We start from the raw sequence: 17920 nt of genomic DNA on the forward strand, positions 1-17920 counted from the left end.
ATGAATGAGTCATCCATGAATTGGTTGACTTTTGGCTGAGCGATCCAGAGGATTCCAGGGGTGACCCACACCGAGCGCACGCCCCTGAGTCCGGCTCTGCCCTCCGACCTGGACGAGGCGGTCCACCGCTGTCTCGTGGCGGGTTTCGACGGCACCACGTCCGTCCCCGACACGCTCAAGCGGCTGATCGACCGTGGCCTCGGCGGGGTCATCCTGTTCACCCGCAATGTGCGGGACGCGGCGCAGGTGCGCGAACTCACCGACACGCTACGGGCGTTGAGGCCCGACCTGCTGGTGGCCATCGACAATGAGGGCGGCGGCATCGGACACCTGGTACGCGCCGGCGCACCGGAAGTGCCCGGCTCCTACGCCCTCGGGGTCGTCGACGACCCCGAGCTGACCGCCCGCTGCGCCGACGCCCTCGCCGGACACCTCGCCTCGCTGGGCATCACGGCCTCGTACGCCCCCGTCGCCGATCTGCAGCACCAGCCCCTCAACCCGATCGTGCGGACCCGTTCCTTCGGCGCCGACCCCGATGTGGCCTCCCGCCACCTGAGCGCCTGGATAGCCGCGACCGAGGCGCGCGGGATCGCCTCGTGCGCCAAGCACTTCCCGGGGCACGGGGGCACGGTCACCGACAGCCATCACGAGACGGCCGTCGATCCGCGGTCGTACGACGCACTCGACCTCGCGCCGTTCCGGGCCGCCGTCGCCGCGGGCGTGCCGATGCTGATGAGCGCGCACGTCGTCTTTCCGGCGCTGGATCCCGACCGGCCCGCCACGCTCAGCCCGCGCATCCTCAGCGGGCTGCTCCGGGACGAACTCGGCTTCGAGGGCGTGCTGGTGAGCGACGCGCTGGAGATGAAGGCGATCGCCGACCGGTACGGCGAGGCTGCCGGGGCGCGGCTCGCACTCGATGCCGGGGCGGATCAAGTGATCGTGGCTGTACCGGACTTGGGGGTGACGCTGGCCTGCCGGGACGCGGTGATCGATGCGTTGCGGACCGGTGAGCTGTCGGAAGGGCGGGTGCGGGAGGCCGCGGGGCGGGTGCGGGGGCTGGCCCGGCGGTACGCGACTCCGGCCGCGGTGGTTTCCGCGTGGGACGCGGAGGCGGGGCTGGATGCCGCGCGGCGGGCGGTTCGGGGGCAGAGCGAGCCGATGGGGTTGCGTGGAGCGTTCGTCGTCGATCTGTTTCCGCCGCCGCATCCGGCGCTCAACTGGGGCGGGGAGGACCTGTTGAGCGAGGTGCGGGAGGTCGACGGTACGGCTTCGGGGGTGGCCGTCACGGGCGAGCCGACGGATGCCTGTGCGCTGGTTCACGAGATCTCGCGGCTGGCAGGTGAGTCGCCGTTGGTCGTCGCCACGTGTGATGCCGGGCTGCATCCCTGGCAGGAGCGGATGCGGGACGCGGTGGTGGGGCGGCGGTCGGACGTGGTGCGGGTGGACACCGGGCTGCCGGAGGGTGGTGCGCTGTGTTCGTTCGGGCGGGGGCGGGTCAATCTGCGGGCCGTGGCAGAGGTGCTGAGCGCATAGGTCATGGTCCGTCACCGCCGCATCCTCGGGTCGTGTGCGGGGTCGGCATACATGTCGGGGCAACCGTCGTCGACGGCTTCGGGGCGCAGTTCGTAGTGCCAGGGCTCGTTGCCGTAGATCTGGCACAGGCCGTACTCGGCGCCGTGCTCGGACAGCCACGTCGTGGCGTTGTCCTGCCCTATGTCGATCGCGTCCCCCGACACATGAGGTGACGTGTCCGCTGTGGCCACCCACCGCGCGGCTTCCTTCTCCGAGCCGTACTTCGCGACCGCCTCACGCAGAAGCTGGTTCTGCAACTCCGCGGAACGCCATCCGCTGTTGACGTAGAACGTGACGCCGTCGCCGGCGGCATCCGTCGCCGCCTCGCGCACGGCCCGGAGCAGCTCGGGGTCGAGCTTGGTCACGCCCGGATACCCGTCGTCGAACGCCGTCACGCCGTCAGGGAGAGCGCCGTCAGCCTCGCCCAGTACACCCTTGGGGGCCGTACGCCTGTGGTCACCCTGAGGGGGGTCGGTGGGTGATGCCGACGCGGAGGGTAAGGAAGCCCACGAGGAGGAGGGCGAGGGCGAGGAGGCCAGCGCCTGCCAGAGGAGGACGCCGACGAGGGTCGCGCTGATGGCCACAAAGGCGGCGAGGACGGCCGAGCGCGTACGGCGGGCCGCTTTTCCTGCTGATTGGCTGTGTGTCATGCCCGCAGTCAAGGCAGCGCGGTGTTGCCGGCCCGTATGCGGTTTTCGATACGGCGACGATATGTGCCGACTCGTAGCCTCGGAGTATGCGTGTGCTGATCGTCGAGGACGAGCCCTATCTGGCCGAGGCCATCCGCGATGGCCTGCGCCTGGAAGCGATCGCGGCGGACATCGCAGGTGACGGCGGCACCGCTCTGGAGCTGCTGAGCGTCAACGCCTACGACATCGCCGTCCTCGACCGGGACATCCCCGGACCCAGCGGTGACGAGATAGCCAAGAGCATCGTCGACTCCGGCAGCGGTATGCCGATTCTCATGCTCACCGCCGCCGACCGGCTGGACGACAAGGCCACCGGGTTCGAGCTCGGCGCCGACGACTACCTCACAAAACCGTTCGACCTGCGGGAACTCGTGCTCAGGCTCAGAGCGCTCGACCGCAGGCGGGCACACAGGAGGCCGCCCGTGCGGGAGATCGCGGGGCTGCGCCTTGATCCGTTCCGCCGGGAGGTCCACCGCGACGGCCGCTACGTCGCGCTGACCAGGAAGCAGTTCGCGGTGCTCGAAGTCCTGGTCGGCGCCGAAGGCGGTGTCGTCAGCGCCGAAGATCTGCTGGAGCGGGCGTGGGACGAGAACGCCGACCCGTTCACCAACGCCGTGCGGATCACCGTCTCGGCGCTGCGCAAGCGGCTGGGCGAACCCTGGATCATCGCCACCGTGCCGGGTGTCGGCTACCGCATCGACACGGCACCCGGTGCCGGACGTGAGGGACGAGACCGTGGATAGGCGGCCCGGGTTGAGCGTTCGCGTCAAACTCACCCTCAGCTACGCCGGATTCCTCATGCTCGCCGGTGCCGTGCTGCTCGCCGCCATCGGAGTGTTCCTCCTGCGGGCGGGGTGGTTGCAAACCAACGAACAGGGGGCATGGAGATCAACTCCGGGCACCCACTTCGTGCGCGGTTTCGCCCCCATGGCAGCCGCAGCCATGGTGTTCCTCCTGATATTCGGCCTCCTGGGAGGGTGGATCCTCGCCGGCCGCATGCTCGCTCCCCTGACTCGCATCACCGATGCCACCCGCATGGCCACGAACGGATCGCTCTCCCACCGGATCCGGCTGCCGGGCCGCAGAGACGAGTTCCGCGAACTCGCCGACGCCTTCGACACGATGCTCGCGCGGCTCGAAGCCCAGGTCGCGGAGCAGCGGAGATTCGCCGCCAACGCCTCACACGAGCTGCGCACCCCGCTGGCGATCTCGAAGACCCTGCTCGAGGTGGCCCGCACCGATCCGGACCACGACACCGGCGAGGTCATCGCCCGCCTCCACGCCGTCAACACCCGGGCGATCGACCTCACCGAGGCACTGCTCCTGCTCAGCCGCGCCGACCAGCGGTCCTTCACCCGCGAACCGGTCGACCTGTCCCTCCTCGCGGAAGAAGCCACCGAAACGCTCCTCCCGCTCGCGGAGAGGCACGGCGTCACCATCGAGACCTCCGGTGACATCACCCCCACCGTCGGATCCCAGGCGCTCCTGCTGCAGCTGACCACGAACCTCGTGCACAACGCGATCGTCCACAACCTGCCCGGTAAGGGGACGGTGTGGGTGACGACCGGCGTCCGCCCCAGGGCCGTGGTGCTCACCGTCGAGAACACCGGCGAGAAGCTCACCCCCCAGCTGGTCTCCACACTCACCGAACCGTTCCAGCGCGGCACCGAGCGCGTGCACACGGACCACGCGGGCGTCGGTCTCGGCCTGGCCATCGTCAAGCGGATCGCCCAAGTGCACGACGGATCCCTCACCCTCACCCCGCGCCCCGAGGGCGGGCTCCGTATCGCCGTTCACCTGCCCGCCCCACCACCCCGTACAGCTGACAACGAGGACATCTGATCAGTGAGTGACACAGTGCAAGACATCGCGGATGCGCGGCAGCAGGACGAAGACAAGGGGAGGGCCGAGCCCCGGAACGTGATCCGCTACTTCTCCCGGCCGGAGCCGTGGAAGCGTGGCCCGGTGCTCGCGGCGCTGGCGCTGCTGCTCGGCCTGTTCATGCTGCTGCACGCGCAGATCCCGAACGGGATCGGGGGTCTCGGCAGCCTGGTGGAGACGTTCCTGCCATGGTTCGGCCTGTTCATCCCGGTGCTGCTGGCCGGCGCGCTGTGGCGCCGCTCCGCCGCCGCGGTCGTCGCGCTGCTGCTGCCGGTCACGGTGTGGCTGAACCTCTTCGGCGGGCTGCTCGGCGACAAGTCACACGCGGGCGGCGACTTCACCGTGGTCAGCCACAACGTCGGCGCCGACAACCCCGACCCGGCCGGCACCGCGCGCGACCTGGCCGCCTCCGACGCTGACGTGCTGGCCCTGGAGGAGATCACCGCACAGGCGAAGCCGCTGTACGAGAAGGAACTGGCGACGACGTACCCCCACCACACGGTGCTGGGCACGGTCGGGCTGTGGAGCAAGCTGCCGCTGTCGGACACCCGGCCGGTCGATATCGAGCTGGACGCCGGGCCGCTGGGGGACGCCAAGCCGGCCGAGGTCAAGCTGGCCTACAACCGGGCGCTGCGCACCACGGTGGCCACGGACCAGGGGCCGCTCGCGGTGTACGTGGCCCACCTGGGGTCCGTGCGGGTCACGCCCAGGACGGGCTTCTGGACGGACAGCCGGGACAGAAACGCGCAGGCGCTCGCCGAGGCGCTCGCCGCCGAGCGGAACGAGCGGGTGGTACTGCTCGGCGACCTCAATGGCACCGTGGACGACCGCGCGCTCGACGGCATCACCTCGCAGCTGGAATCGGTCCAGGAGACGGCCGGGGACGGCTTCGGCTTCAGCTGGCCGGCGTCCTTCCCGGTGGCGCGGATCGACCAGATCCTCGTCCGTGGCGTGGAGTCGCAGAGTTCGTGGGTGCTGCCGGCCACCGGCAGCGACCACCTGCCGGTGGCGGCCGGAATCAGCTGGTGACCACCCTTGGAAAGGGATGGAGCCGTACGGCCTCCTTGATGCCCCGCGCCCTCAAGTAGTCGCCGTCCTCCGCCCGTTCCGCCAGCACGACCGCCGGACGTACGCCCTCCCCGCGCATCCGCATCCACGCCTCGAAGTACGTGCCTCCCGGACCGGAAACAGAGCGTGTCGCCGGCGTGCACTCCAGCACCAGGGCCGTTTCGCGCGCCGGTGCTGAAGGCGGGGCGGTGCGAAGTTCGGCGACCGTGTCGGCGATTGCCCGCGCGATCGGCTTCGCCCGGCCGGTCGCGTCGAACAGGCCCAGGGTGTATTCGAGTTCGGGGTAGTCGGCCAGCGCGCGGTCCACGTCGTGGGAGGACCACCAGGTGACGCCCCACAGGTCCGTGCAGTCGGCCGCGTTCAGCAGGGTCGCGCGGGCGAAGTCCGGGGCGTCGGCGGCGGGGATGTGGGGCTCGGGAGCGCCGGTCTCCTGGACCCAGACCGGCCTCGCGGGGTCGTCGGCGTACGCCTTGGCGAGCTCCGTGCCGTACTCGGCGAGGTGCAGGACCTGGGGGGAGCGGGGGCCGTAGCGGCGGGCGCAGTCGCCGGAGAAGACCCAGGGGTGGACGGTGGTGAGGTCGCCCTTGCGGGCGGAGGCCTCGGGGGTGAAGGGGTGGTCGTCGCCGTACCAGGCGGCGTCGTAGGCCGAGTGCGTGACCAGATGCTCCGCGGCGGGCAGGCCGTCCCTGGCGGCGGTCAGGAGCGTGTCGAGGTAGTGGTCCACCTCGGCGGCGGTCACCGGGTTGTGTTCGACCAGGTTGTTGAGCTCGTTGCCGAGTTGGAGGCCCAGGAGGTTGGGGCGGTCGGCGAGGGCCCGGCCCAGGGTGCGCAGGAGCCGCGCCTGGGCCTCGATGGCTTCGGGGTCGGTGAACACGTTGCGGTGGTGCCAGCTGCGGGTCCACTCCGGATAGAAGTCGAAGCTGGACAGATGACCCTGGACGCCGTCCACGAGGACGTCGAGCCCGGCCTCGGCCGCGAGGTCGACGAGGTGCACCAGCTGGTCCACGGCGGTGGTGCGGATGAGGGTGCGGTTGGGCTGGAGCAGGGGCCAGAGGTGGAAGACGCGGATGTGGTCGAGGCCCAGCGCGGCTATCTGGGCGAGGTCCTCGCGGGCATGCTCCGGGTCGAAGTCGTGCCAGGAGTGGAACCAGCCGCGGCGCGGTGTGTAGTTGACGCCGAAGCGGGGCGTGGTTGCGCTCATGGGTCCTCCTCGGACGGCGTCGGCCCTTGTCTCCGGCGAATGTATCAACCACCATAGTCACCGATGAACAATAATTTGAACCAGGATCTCGTGGTCGGTCTGGACGCCGGCGGCACCCGGACCCGTGCCGTCCTGGCCTCGGCCCACGACGGCCTGCCGCAGGGCGAGGGCATCGGCGGACCGGGCAACGCGCTGACGGTCCCGGTGCCGGAACTCACCGACCACCTGGCCGAGGCCGTCGCCCAGGCCGTGCCGGAGCCGCTGCGTGCCCGGGTCGGGGCCGTCGCGGGCGGCTTCGCGGGCGCCTCGCGGACCGCCGCCGACGAGCCCGGGCGGCTCAGGGCGCAGTCCGCCCTCTCCGCCGCGCTGGGGCGGCTGGGCATCCCCGCCGTGTCGGTCGAGATCTACAGCGACATCGAGGCCGCGTTCGCCTCCGCGCCGGGCTTCCCCGCCGACGGCCTCGCCCTGGTCGCCGGCACCGGCGCGGTCGCCGCCCGGATCACCGGACGGCGCTGCACCGCGACCGCGGGCGGCGACGGCTGGCTGCTCGGCGACGACGGCAGCGGCTTCTGGATCGGGCGCAGCGCCGTCCGGGCCGCCCTGCGCATGGCCGACGGACGTGGCGGGCCGACCCTGCTGGCCGCCTCGGTCGGACGGGAGCTGGGCCTGCCGGCCGAGGTGCTGCCGTACGGCGATCAGGAGTGGACCCGCGAGCAGCGCGAGGTCTACCGCATGCATGTGCTGCCCGCCGTGATGGCCCGCCCGCCGGTCCAGCTCGCCCGTTTCGCACCCCTCGTGGTCGAGGCCGCCGGCGACAAGGACGCCGTCGCGGAGGCGATCTTCCAGGAGGCGGCCGACCGACTGACCGACACTCTCTGCGCGTTGGACCCATACCCCGGGGAGCGGATCGTCGTCACCGGAGGGCTGATCGAGCCGCTTCTGCCCCTCCTCACCGACCGGCTGCCCGAGTTCACGATCGACCAGGTGGCCGACGGGTGTCCCGGAGCCGTCGCCCTCGCCCGGCCAGGGCGCCGACGGTGACGACGTACCGGGACCCGGCCGCCCCCGTCGATGCCCGCGTCCGCGATCTGCTCGCCCGGATGACCCTGCGGGAGAAGGTCGGTCAGCTCAACCAGCGCATGTACGGCTGGGACGCCTACCGCCGCACCCCCGACGGCGCCTTCGAACTCACCGACGCCCTGCGCGCCGAGACCGACCGCTTCGCCGGACTCGGCGCCCTCTACGGGCTGCTGCGCGCCGACGCCTGGTCCGGCGTCGACCACACCACCGGAGCCGGTGCGGACGACAGCGCGGAACTCGCCGACCTGGTGCAACGTCACGTCGTCGAGTCCAGCCGCCTCGGCATCCCCACACTCTTCGTCGAGGAGATGCCGCACGGCCACATGGCCCTGGACGGCACCGTCTTCCCGGTCAACCTCGCCGTCGGCGCCACCTGGGACCCCGCACTGTACGAGCGCGCCGCCGCCCACGCCGCCGCCGAACTACGCGCCCGCGGCGGCCATGTCGCCCTCGTCTCCGCACTGGACATCGCCCGCGACCCACGCTGGGGCCGCACCGAGGAGTGCTACGGCGAGGACCCCTACCTCGCCGCCCGTCTCACCGAGGCACTCGTCCGCGGCATGCAGGGCCGAGGAGAACTCTTCGCCGCCGACAAGGCCCCCGTCGTCCTCAAGCACTTCGCCGGACAGGGCGCCACCGTCGGCGGACGCAACTCGGCCGAGTCCGAACTCGGGCCGCGCGAACTGCACGAGATCCACCTCCCCGCCGCCCGCGCCGGAGTCCGCGCCGGAGCCGCCGCCGTCATGGCCGCGTACAACGAGGTCGACGGCCTGCCCTGCGCCGGCAATCGCGCCCTCCTCCACGAACTCCTGCGTGAGCAATGGGGTTTCGAGGGCCTGGTCATGGCGGACGGGCTGGCCGTGGACAGGCTGGCCCGGATCACCGGCGACAAGGTCTCCGCGGGGGCCCTCGCCCTCAGCGCCGGTGTCGACCTGAGCCTGTGGGACGAGGGCTTCACGCACCTGGAGCAGGCGGTCGAACGGGGGCTGGTGACCGTGGCGGCACTGGACGCCGCCGTGGCGCGTGTCCTGCGCCTGAAGTTTCAGCTCGGCCTCTTTGAACAGCCCTACGCAGCAAGCCAGTTGAAGCCGCCGGACGGTCGCGAGCTGAGCACCGCCCTCGCCCGCTCCGCCGTCACCCTCCTCCACAACGACGCCGGCGTACTGCCCATACGCCCCACGGTCTCCCGTATCGCCGTCCTGGGCCCGCACGCCGCCACCAGCGCCCACCAACTCGGCGACTACACCGCCCCGCAGCGCCCCGGCACGGGAACGAGCGTGCTCGACGGCCTCCGCCGACTCGCCCCGCCCGGCGTCGAACTCCGCCACACCCGCGGCTGCGCCCTGACCGGCGACGACCTGTCCGGCATCCCCGAAGCGGTCGCCACCGCGGCGGCGACCGACCTGGCCGTGCTGGTCCTGGGCGGCAGCAGCGCCCGCACCCCCGACACCGAGTTCGCCGCCAACGGCGCCGCCGTGACGGCCGTATCGGAGATGACCTGCGGCGAAGGCGTGGACCTCGCCGGACTTCGACTCGGCGCCGCGCAACACGCGCTCCTGGACGCCATAGTCGCGACCGGCACACCCGCGGTGGTCGTCCTGATCCAGGGCCGCCCGCACGCCGTCCCCGAGGCCCGACACGCGGCGGCCCTGCTCACCGCCTGGTATCCGGGCCCGTGGGGCGGCGACGCGATCGCCGAGGTGCTGCTCGGGCTGGCCGAGCCGAGCGGCCGGCTCCCCGTCTCCGTCCCGCGCTCGGCGGCCCAACTCCCCGTCTACTACAACCACAAGGACACCGAGTACGGCGGCTACGTCGACGAAAGCGCCGAGCCGCTCTACTCCTTCGGGCACGGGCTGTCGTACACGACCTTCGAGTACGGCACGCCACGCCTGTCGGGGCGCACGGTGGAGGTCGATGTCACCAACACCGGGGACCGGTACGGGCGTACGGTCGTGCAGGTCTATCTGCGACGCCTGATCACGACCGCATGGCCGCGCACCCTCGAACTTTGTGCGTTCGAGGGTGCGGGCCTCGCGCCGGGCGAGCGCCGTACGGTCACGGTCACCCTGGATCTCGATGCCGAACTGACAGGCGCGCTCGAGATCCGCGTCGCCGAGTCGTCGCGGGCCGCGCTGAAAGCCGTACCGCTACAGCTTCACCGCTCCTGACGACACGCCCTTGTAGAACCATCGCTGCGTGATCACGAACAGTACGAGCACCGGGATCACGGAGATCACCGACCCGGCCATGACCATGCGCTGGTCGTAGCCGAACGACGAACTCTGCAGCCGCGACAGACCCAGTGTCAGGGTCATGTTGCTCTCCGAGCGCAGCACGATCAGCGGCCAGAGGAAGTCGTCCCAGGCGCTGATGAAGGTGTTGATGATCACCACCATGATCGCGCCCCACGCGGACGGCAGATACAGATGGCGGAAGCGCTGCCACTCGTTCGCGCCGTCGAGCATGGCCGAGTCCTCGATCTCGCGCGGCACCGCCAGGAACGCGGCGCGCATCAGCAGGACGTTGATCGCACCGACGAAGCCGGGCAGCCACACGCCCGCCAGGCTGTCGACGAGACCGAGGTCGCGGATGCTCAGGAACAGCGACACCATGATCGACTCGAAGGGGAACATCATCGAGGCGACCAGCACGACCCAGACCGACTTGCGGCCCTTCCAGCCGGGCTTGGAGAGCATGTAGCCGGCCGTGGTCGAGAAGACGAGCTGGCTGGTGACCGACAGGACGACCACGATCATGCTGTTGCGGATGTACGTGGCCACCGGCACCTGCTCGAAGATCGTCCGGTAGGCCCGCAGGGTCGGGTCGTGCGGCAGCAGGGTGGCGTTCGCGCCGAAGACGTCCTCGCCGGTGCTCTTCAGGGAAGCCAGGAGCTGCCAGAGGAGCGGTCCTACGGTGAGGCCGAGTACGAGGAACAACAGCAGGTAGCGGACGAGCAGTTCGCGCGGGCGGCCGTAGTCCCGCCAACGGGGCATCAGACGGCGGCGCTTGGCCTCAGCGGCGGCTGTGGTCATGCGTCGTCCTCCTTCGTCAGGCGCTGCGCCAGCAGGGTCAGCCCCAGCGTCAGCAGGAACAGGGCCACGCTGACGGCCGAGCCGTAACCGGCGTTGCCGGTGATCGGGTCCAGGCCGACGTCCCGGATGTAGAAGGGCAGGGTGCGGTCGGCGCCGCCGGGGCCGCCGGTGGAGCTGCCGAGCATGTAGATCTCGGTGAACACCCGCAGGGAGCCGATGCCGGTGAGCGTGCCGACGAGCATCATGGCGTTCCGGACGCCCGGCATGGTGATGTGCCAGAAGCGGCGGATCGCGCCCGCGCCGTCCATGGCCGCCGCCTCGTGCAGTTCCTTGGGCACGTTCCCGAGGGCGGCCAGGTAGAAGACCATGTACCAGCCGAGCCCCTTCCACAGCGTCAGGCCCATCGCGGACAGCAGGATCAGCCACGGGTCGGACAGGAACGGGATGGCGTCCCTGATCAGATGGGCCTTCTCCAGCCAGGTGTTGACCAGCCCGTCGTCGGCCAGCAGCCACTGCCAGCTCAGGCCCACGACCACGCTGGAGGCGAGGACGGGGGTGTAGAAGGCGGAGCGGAAGAAGCCGATGCCCGGCAGGTTCTTCTCCACCAGGACGGCCAGCATCAGCGGCAGCAGCACCATCAGCGGTACGACGATCAGCGCGTACAGGACGCTGTTGCGGGTCGCCAGCCAGAAGTCGGAGTCGTCCAGCATGCGCGTGTAGTTGTCCAGCCCGACGAAGCCGGAGGCGCCGCCGAGTGGCTTGGCGTCGGTGAACGACAGCAGCAGGGTGTTGAGGAACGGGAACACCCCGAAGATCACCGCGCAGCCGATCGCGGGAGCGGTCCACAGCCAGGGCAGCCACCAACGGCGGTACATCGCTGCCCCGTTGGCGTCGGCAGCCGGTCCCGGCAACAGTGCGCGGAGTCGGGAGGGTTTCGTGCCCGGTGCGGAGTCCGTGCGCTCCGCACCGGGCACGGGCACCGGCTTCGTGATCTGAGCGGTCACCGTCAGCCTGCCTGCTTCAGCAGCTGGTTGGCCTTGTCCTGGGCGTCCTTGACGGCGTCCGCCGGGCTCTTCTTGCCCTGCATGGCCAGCTGCACCTGGGACACGATGGCGTTCTGCACGGCCGGGGAGAGGTTGGTCTGGTTGGTGTCGGCCGTCTTGAGCTGGTCGGCGACGAGCTTGCGGGCCTGGGAGAACGGGTCGTCGCCGGTGACGTTCTGGAAGAACGGATCGTTCAGCGAGGCCGTGGTGGTCGGGAAGATCACCACGCTCGGGTCCTTGCACCAGGCCGTCTGGTTCTCGGCGTTGGTCAGGAACTTCGCGAACGCCAGCGCCGTGGGCGCGTTCTTGCTGGTCGCGGCGACCGAGATGTACTGCGGGGCACCGGCGGAGGCGCGGCCGAGCGCGTCGTAGGGCTGCTGGCCGACGGCCGTCTTGGCGTACACCGACGGGCTGTTGTCCTTCACGAACCGCACGAAGCTCGGGTTCGTCGAACCGTAGGCGACCTTGCCCTGGCTGTAGAGCGTGGACGGGTCGTTGCTGGAGGAGAGCGAGTCCTTGGGCATCGCGCCCGCCTTGTAGAGCTTCGCCATCCACTCGACCCACTGGACGGTGCGTGGGTCGTCGGCCAGGACGGCGGACTTGCCGTCGGCGGAGAGGATCTTGATGCCCATCTGGTCGAAGTCGGCCGGGATGCGCCAGATCGGGTTGGCCATGGTCGCGTAGAACTTGCCGTCGGCCGCCTTGGCGACCTTCTCGTAGTCGGCGAACAGTCCGAACATCGTCGTCGGCGGCTTCGCCGGGTCGATGCCGGCCTTCTTCAGCAGGTCGGTGTTGTACGTCAGGAGGACACCGCCGGTGTACCAGGGCAGCGTGGTGTGGACCGCCTTGCCGTTGGCGTCCTGGAAGGTGCCGGACTTCCAGAACGACGGGACGAAGGGCTTCGAGGCGTCGGGGTCCTTGGTGCCGACGTCGAGCAGGTAGCCGGCCTTGGTGAGGGCCGTCGCCGTCGGCGCGTTGACGTTGATGACGTCCGCCAGCGTGCAGGCCTGGGCGTCGGCGACCGTGCGGCCGGTGAACGTGTTGTCGCCGGGGTCGTCGATCCACTTGACCTTGGTGCCGGGGTTGGCCTTCTCGAACGCCTTGATGACGCCGTTGAAGAAGTCCCCGAAGTCCTTCTTCAGGTTGGTGGTCTGGAAGGTGATGTCACCGTCGATCTCGCCGGAGAGCTTTCCCGACCCGACGTTTCCCTTGTCGACCTTGCAGCCGCCCGCCGTGGCGTCCCCTCCGTCGGAGCCGCCCGACAGGCCGCAGCCGGCGGCGGTCAGCATCAGGGCGACAAGCCCCGCAACGGATCCGGTCAGTCTTGTAGCGCGCATTGCTGCCTCCTGCGACCAGCCAGCTGCTGGTTCAATTAACCAACTTCGACTCCGATTGATGAAAATGTGGACCACAATTCATCGGAGGTCAATGGGTTGCCATGTTGCTTTTAGGTTCCGCCGGTGATCAGTCGGGCGGTCAGTGCCGGTGCTCGTGGTCCGGATGGGAGGGGTCGCCGGGGTGTTCATGGCCGACGGCGTACTCCACGTCGGCGCGGGCGCGGTCGAACCAGTCGAAGAAGGCGCGGTGCGCTGCCGCGCGGCGCAACTCGCTCGCGATGCCGTCGCGGGCCTGCGTGTACGGCACGAAGTCCTGCGGTGCGGTCACGCCGAACGGGTCGATGCCGCGCCGTAGTGCCGCCGGGGTGAGGAAGCGGTCCCGGTTGCGGTGGTAGTAGTCCTGTACGTCGGTCTCCGGGACGTGTTGCTTGTCCTCCAGGTCGGCGAGGAGGGTGCGTGCGGCGGGGGAGTGGGCGAGGGTTGCCGCGACGATGCTGCCCAGGTCGGCTACGTCGGGTTCGGCCACGGTGAGTGTCTGCGACGGCGACAGCTGGTCCGGGGGCGTCAAACCCCGTTCCCTGCATGCCTGTTGGGCCAGTTCATCGGCGACGACCACTTGTGTTGCCCAGCGGCGTCTTTGTCGTTCGTGTGCGGGTTCGTTGTGGCTGGTCGCGCAGTTCCCCGCGCCCCTACGGGGCGCTTTCAAGAAGGCGTTCACACGGTCCCTCGGGATCGGCTCGCCGTGTATCAGCGCCGCGTGTTCCGTCATGGGCTCACCTCCAGCTCCACGGCCTTCGTGTAGGCGACGCAGCCGTGCCAGGCGAGCTTGGCCATCAGCCAGTACGAGCCCGGCGGGACCGATTCGCCGTCCACCTCGATCACGCACTCCAGGTGTTCCCCGGCGGCCACTGTGAAGCCCTGGCAGGCGGGGGTGACTCCGGGCCAGGTTCCCCAGGAGGACACGGCCCACAGGGTTCCGTTGATGGGGCCGCGGGTGGTGTTGTGCACGGTGACCGGGACTCGGACGCGCTCACCGCGGGGTACGGCGACGCGCTCAACGGCCAGCTCTGGCAGGAGAGTTGGTCCTGGCGGGGTGCCTGGCACGTCGAGGGCCACGACATCCTCGTACACCTGCCCTCCGTACTGCAGCCGGGCCGCGAGCCAGTGCCGGCCCGGCTCGGGGTCGAGGGGCGGGGTCACCGTGATCTCGGTGAGGGTGAAGCCGCCGGGGCCCAGGGCGTAGGGGAGTTCGGCGGGTGTGGTGGACCAGCCGGGTGGTGCGTGCAGGGTCACGGTGCCCCATGTCGGGGCGTCGGTGAGTTCGGAGCCGATGCGGACGGTGGCCGTGACCGGGCCGGTGGCGGTGAGGGCGGTGGGGGAGAGGAAGACCGAGACCGGCATGTTGCCGCGGGGGGCGGGGCCGGAGTTGTGGAGCCAGTAGCGGGTGTGGATCGGCTGGGCGGGTTCGTGGGCGGCGACGGTGGGACCGTCGGACGTGCGGGCGGCGGTGGCCCTGGCCAGGACCGTGGCGACCTCGAAGCCGGTCAGGCCCAGATCGAGACCGCCGTCGGCATTCGGTGCCAGGGGTTCGCCCGGCGTCTCGAGTACGTCCGCCCGCGTGCCCTCCGCCCAGTCCCGGGGCCCCTGCACGCGCGCGTGCACCGGCCGTCCGTTGACCTCGTGCATCCGTACGACGACTCCGCGGGCCGGGTCCGCGGATGCCGCGCTGCCGCGGGCCAGTGGGGAGCCGAGTGGCTTGAGGGCGTCGAGCAGTACCTCGCCCGCGGGTTCGAGGGAGAGCAGGGTCGCCGTCCTCGGTATGCCGGGTTCGTCGGAGGACCGCCGGATCCGGGCGGTGAGCGGGTGGTTGAACTCATGACCGGCCCGGGGCAGTCCCAGCTCCCGCCAGTCGCCCTCGCCCGCGACGACGGCGTACTCGAACGTGTGGGACCAGCGCTGGAGTTGGAACCCCGAGCCGTCGGGGGTGGTGCGCCGCGGCGGGTCGATCCAGATGCCGGAGGGCCAGCCGGTGCAGGAGCGCATCAGGGACATGTAGAGGTCGCCGGAGGCGGTGACCACACAGCCGGGCGTGCCCCGGTTGAGGACGGCGAAGCCGTGCCCGTCCCAGGCGTCGCCCGGCGGCAGCGCCTCGCCGCCACCCGCCGCCGTGGCGTGGACGACGGCGTCGTCCAAGTCGGCGATCAGCGCGTCGACCGCCTTGGCGTCGTCCTCGGGGCGGGCGCCCGCCACCACGAGCAGCGGCAGCCGTTCGAGGTCGCGGAGGTCCGCTCCCGGCACCCACTCCTCGCGCAGCCCGGCACGCGGCGCCACCCACACGGCCGCCATCCCGCGGTCGGCCAGCTGTCGCCGTAGTTCGCGTCCGGCGGCGGGATCCCAGCCGAGGGCCTCGGCGACCAGGGAGTTGCGGTCGGGGCCGCCGACGGCGATCCGGATGTCGGGCAGGTTGGAGTCCACCTCCAGGTCCCCGTACCGGGGCCCGCCGGCGATCGTCGAGGTCGCGGTGACTCCCGCGCGTACCAGGGCCGCCGCGAGGAGGGTGCCGAGTTCCCCGGCCTCGTCCCAGTCCGCGTAGACGAGTTCGGCGACCCCGATCGAGCGGTGCCCGAGGAACCTGCCCGTGTCGTCGCTCAGCGCCACGCGGGCCGTGGACCCCAGGGCGAACCAGGTGTTCGCCGGGTTGTCCAGTGTCCACGGGAACCGCTCGCTGTCCACCTCCACGAACCCGAACCCACGCCCGATCACGGCATCCGCCACCTCGTGCACCGGCAGCCCGCCCTGCACGTTCGACGGCCAGCGGACCCGGATGAGCCGGTCGGCGCCGTCGTACCCGTCGATGGTGGTGGACACGTCCAGCCGGTCGACGCCCCGCCACAGACACAGCCGCTGCGTGTACCGGAAGAGACCGAGGTCGGCGCTGACGGTGATCCGCGATCCGGCGGCGGACTCCTCGACAAGGATGTCCGCGGGTACGTCCCCGCTGCGGGCGGCGGTGGTGCCGGTCGGGGTGAGATGCCAGGGGCCTTCACCGAAGCGGGGGTGCCTCGGGTACTCCTCCTGGACGACGAGTTCGTTGCCGATGTCGCCGGGGCGCAGCAACTCCCGCCCGCCCTCGGTCAGTACGCGCAGGCCGCTGACGGCGCCGCCGCGCTCGGGGGCGACCGTCACCTCGTAGAACTCGTTGCGGATGGTGGTGCCCTCGCCGCTCGTCCACTCGGGCACCGTGCCCTCGGCGAGGGGGAGTGCCTTGAGGCCCATGCCGGGCAACTCCGGTACGACGACGTGCAGTTGACCCTCCTCGCGCACGGCGGGCAGGGGATGGCCGGTGTCGTCCAGCGGGACCTGTCCGGGGTCCGCGACCGTCAGGACGTCCCGCCGCTCCCAGGTCGCCGGGTTGAAGACGACCAGGTCCGCCGCCCCCTCGGCGGGCGTCACGGCGTCGGCGAGCGACTGCGTCGCGTCGGCGTGCACCGTCTCGGCGAGGTCGCACAACTCCCGCCAGCCGGTGAGCAGATCGATGTAGACCTGGTCCGACTCGGAGCCGGTGATGGCGTCGTGATGGGCGCCGTAGATCAGCTGCCGCCACGCCTTGTCGAGGGCCGCGTCCGGATAGGGGTGCCCGGTGACGAGCGAGGCGAGTGTCGCCCAGGCCTCCGCGTCGGCGAGGAGTGTCTCGCCGTACCGCTGGGCCTGCTTGGTGTCGATGTAGGAGACGTCCTTGCCGGTGTAGACGGGGTTCATGTCCCTGGTCTGCGGTGAGGCCTTCCGTCCCTCGGCTTCCAGCTCGTCCCGTACGGCGGCGAAGAAGTCGCGGGGCACGGCGCTGATGAAGCGCGGCCAGACGTAACGGGCGTTCCAGTCCCGGTGGATGTCCATGACCCAGCGGCACGGCGGGGCGTAGTCGCCGCCGACCGGGAGCAGGACGTTGCGGGTGAGCGCGACCTTCTTGAGCCCCTGGAAGAGCTTGTGCGCGGCTGCTTCCGCCTCCGGCAGCGTGGGCGCGTTGTCGATCGCCCAGCCGGCGCCGTAGTGGTTGACCATGTACGCCGTGAGCAGTCCGCGCCCGGACGGGGCGATCCAGTTGAACTCCGCCGGGAACTGCATCCGCCCGGGGTCCCGGGGCTCCTCGCCGAACACGGAGAGGGTCGGTCCCCACTGATGGAACGGCCCGCGCGCCCACGAACTGGAGGAGATCCCTGCGTCCGCCATCAGCCCCGGGAACTGCGGATCGTGCCCGAAGGCGTCGAGTTGCCATGCCGTCTCGGGCGAGGCGCCGAGGATCCCGCGCTGGAAGCCGTCGCCGTAGACGGCGTTGCGGATGGTGGCTTCGGCGCCGGTGAGATTGGTGTTGGGCTCGTTGTAGGTGCCGCCCATGATCTCGATGCGCCCGGTGCGCAGCAACTGCCGTAGAAACGCGCGCTCTTCGGGGAAGGCGTCCCAGTAGGGCTTGAGGTAGTCGACCTCGGCGAGCACGAAGGTGTACGCCGGATCGCGCCGCGCCAGATCGCAGTGGGCCCGCACGAGGCTCATCCCGGACTGGCCGCGCGAGTCGAAGGTGCGGGCCGGAAGACCGGTCGTCGCCGGGTCGTCGGCCACGTCCCAGGTCTCCGTGTAGGCGCCCTGGGTGTTCCACCAGACGGGGTCGTAGTGGAAGTGGCTGACCATGAACATGGTCCAGCCGGGCTCCGCCACCGTGAACTCGGCGGTGAGCCGCGCCACTTGGTCCTCGTCGGAGGCGGTGACCGTGATCTCGCGGCGGTCGCCGGGCGCGAGGCCGTCGACGGACACGGGTATCTCGACACGTACGGTGCCGTCCTCCCCGACGGCGGCGAGCGCCACCCCGCTCACCTCCGCACCCGCCACGGCGAGGCGGACCGGCCTGCCCGGGACGTGCTCGATCCCGGCGATCACGACCTGGTGCGGCTGCTCGGCGGTACCGACGAACAGGTCGGTGGACTCGACAGAGAGGACGCGCATGGGGCTCCTACGAGTGCTCGGC

At 70.7% G+C, this 17920-nt stretch carries 12 protein-coding genes and 1 pseudogene; 6 read left to right on the top strand and 7 right to left on the bottom strand.

What is annotated here, in order from left to right; translation table 11 throughout:
- Window positions 1–60 precede the first annotated feature (60 nt).
- Window positions 61–1533, top strand: coding sequence for a glycoside hydrolase family 3 protein (locus tag KCH48_RS00355; protein WP_210569179.1), 1473 nt, complete (start codon window positions 61–63; stop codon window positions 1531–1533).
- A gap of 11 nt (window positions 1534–1544) precedes the next feature.
- Here KCH48_RS00355 and KCH48_RS00360 read toward each other — a convergent pair whose 3' ends face one another.
- A complete protein-coding gene (locus KCH48_RS00360; protein WP_210569181.1) occupies window positions 1545–2222 on the bottom strand; it encodes a M15 family metallopeptidase in 678 nt (225 codons plus the stop codon).
- Between the two features lie 86 nt (window positions 2223–2308).
- On the opposite strand from KCH48_RS00360, the gene KCH48_RS00365 reads away from it, so the two are divergent.
- From KCH48_RS00365 to KCH48_RS00375, 3 genes are read left to right on the top strand one after another with little or no spacing between them, the layout of a single operon-like run.
- Window positions 2309–3004 carry a response regulator transcription factor gene (locus tag KCH48_RS00365; RefSeq protein WP_210569184.1) on the top strand — a complete coding sequence of 232 codons (696 nt, stop codon included), beginning with the start codon at window positions 2309–2311 and terminating at the stop codon, window positions 3002–3004.
- Window positions 2997–4103 (top strand): HAMP domain-containing sensor histidine kinase, encoded by a 1107-nt coding sequence (locus KCH48_RS00370; RefSeq protein WP_210569186.1) that lies wholly within the window; start codon window positions 2997–2999, stop codon window positions 4101–4103. Before KCH48_RS00365 ends, KCH48_RS00370 begins: the two co-directional genes overlap by 8 nt.
- Before the next feature lie 3 nt (window positions 4104–4106).
- Window positions 4107–5171: an endonuclease/exonuclease/phosphatase family protein gene (locus KCH48_RS00375; RefSeq protein ID WP_374104635.1), complete on the top strand. Its 1065-nt coding sequence runs from the start codon at window positions 4107–4109 to the stop codon at window positions 5169–5171.
- On the opposite strand, the gene KCH48_RS00380 is transcribed toward KCH48_RS00375, so the two are convergent.
- On the bottom strand, window positions 5161–6411 hold the full coding sequence (locus tag KCH48_RS00380) for a cellulase family glycosylhydrolase (protein WP_210569188.1): 1251 nt from the start codon (window positions 6409–6411) through the stop codon (window positions 5161–5163). The genes KCH48_RS00375 and KCH48_RS00380 overlap by 11 nt on opposite strands.
- A 63-nt stretch (window positions 6412–6474) precedes the next feature.
- Between KCH48_RS00380 and KCH48_RS00385 the strand changes: the two genes are divergently transcribed.
- Window positions 6475–7452, top strand: coding sequence for an N-acetylglucosamine kinase (locus tag KCH48_RS00385; protein WP_210569189.1), 978 nt, complete (start codon window positions 6475–6477; stop codon window positions 7450–7452).
- 59 nt (window positions 7453–7511) lie between these two features.
- A pseudogene (locus tag KCH48_RS00390) lies at window positions 7512–9675 on the top strand (glycoside hydrolase family 3 N-terminal domain-containing protein).
- Here KCH48_RS00390 and KCH48_RS00395 read toward each other — a convergent pair.
- The 5 genes from KCH48_RS00395 to KCH48_RS00415 all read right to left on the bottom strand — a co-directional run bounded on the left by KCH48_RS00395 (window position 9639) and on the right by KCH48_RS00415 (window position 17898).
- Window positions 9639–10523 carry a carbohydrate ABC transporter permease gene (locus KCH48_RS00395; RefSeq protein WP_210569193.1) on the bottom strand — a complete coding sequence of 295 codons (885 nt, stop codon included), beginning with the start codon at window positions 10521–10523 and terminating at the stop codon, window positions 9639–9641. The pseudogene KCH48_RS00390 and the gene KCH48_RS00395 sit on opposite strands and share 37 nt — an antisense overlap.
- On the bottom strand, window positions 10520–11527 hold the full coding sequence (locus tag KCH48_RS00400) for a carbohydrate ABC transporter permease (protein WP_210569195.1): 1008 nt from the start codon (window positions 11525–11527) through the stop codon (window positions 10520–10522). The genes KCH48_RS00395 and KCH48_RS00400 overlap by 4 nt, the downstream gene beginning before the upstream one ends.
- Before the next feature lie 2 nt (window positions 11528–11529).
- Complete coding sequence (locus KCH48_RS00405) at window positions 11530–12903, bottom strand: extracellular solute-binding protein (RefSeq protein WP_210569197.1); 1374 nt, start codon at window positions 12901–12903, stop codon at window positions 11530–11532.
- A gap of 139 nt (window positions 12904–13042) precedes the next feature.
- Entirely contained in the window at window positions 13043–13672 is a 630-nt protein-coding gene (locus tag KCH48_RS00410) for a peptidyl-prolyl cis-trans isomerase (protein ID WP_210569199.1), read from the bottom strand.
- The gene (locus KCH48_RS00415) at window positions 13669–17898 is read right to left on the bottom strand and encodes an NEW3 domain-containing protein (RefSeq protein WP_210569201.1); all 4230 of its coding nucleotides are present in this window, start codon (window positions 17896–17898) and stop codon (window positions 13669–13671) included. Before KCH48_RS00415 ends, KCH48_RS00410 begins: the two co-directional genes overlap by 4 nt.
- Between the last annotated feature and the right edge of the window lie 22 nt (window positions 17899–17920).

The organism is Streptomyces sp. GESEQ-4, from assembly GCF_017948455.1.
Lineage (GTDB): Bacteria > Actinomycetota > Actinomycetes > Streptomycetales > Streptomycetaceae > Streptomyces.

Bases quoted from the DNA above. Each gene is read 5' to 3' on its own strand.
- KCH48_RS00410 (WP_210569199.1), bottom strand. From the start codon at position 13,672: ATGACGGAACACGCGGCGCTGATACACGGCGAGCCGATCCCGAGGGAC.
- KCH48_RS00395 (WP_210569193.1), bottom strand. From the start codon at position 10,523: ATGACCACAGCCGCCGCTGAGGCCAAGCGCCGCCGTCTGATGCCCCGT.
- KCH48_RS00365 (WP_210569184.1), top strand. From the start codon at position 2,309: ATGCGTGTGCTGATCGTCGAGGACGAGCCCTATCTGGCCGAGGCCATC.
- KCH48_RS00380 (WP_210569188.1), bottom strand. From the start codon at position 6,411: ATGAGCGCAACCACGCCCCGCTTCGGCGTCAACTACACACCGCGCCGC.
- KCH48_RS00415 (WP_210569201.1), bottom strand. From the start codon at position 17,898: ATGCGCGTCCTCTCTGTCGAGTCCACCGACCTGTTCGTCGGTACCGCC.
- KCH48_RS00385 (WP_210569189.1), top strand. From the start codon at position 6,475: ATGAACAATAATTTGAACCAGGATCTCGTGGTCGGTCTGGACGCCGGC.
- KCH48_RS00360 (WP_210569181.1), bottom strand. From the start codon at position 2,222: ATGACACACAGCCAATCAGCAGGAAAAGCGGCCCGCCGTACGCGCTCG.
- KCH48_RS00405 (WP_210569197.1), bottom strand. From the start codon at position 12,903: ATGCGCGCTACAAGACTGACCGGATCCGTTGCGGGGCTTGTCGCCCTG.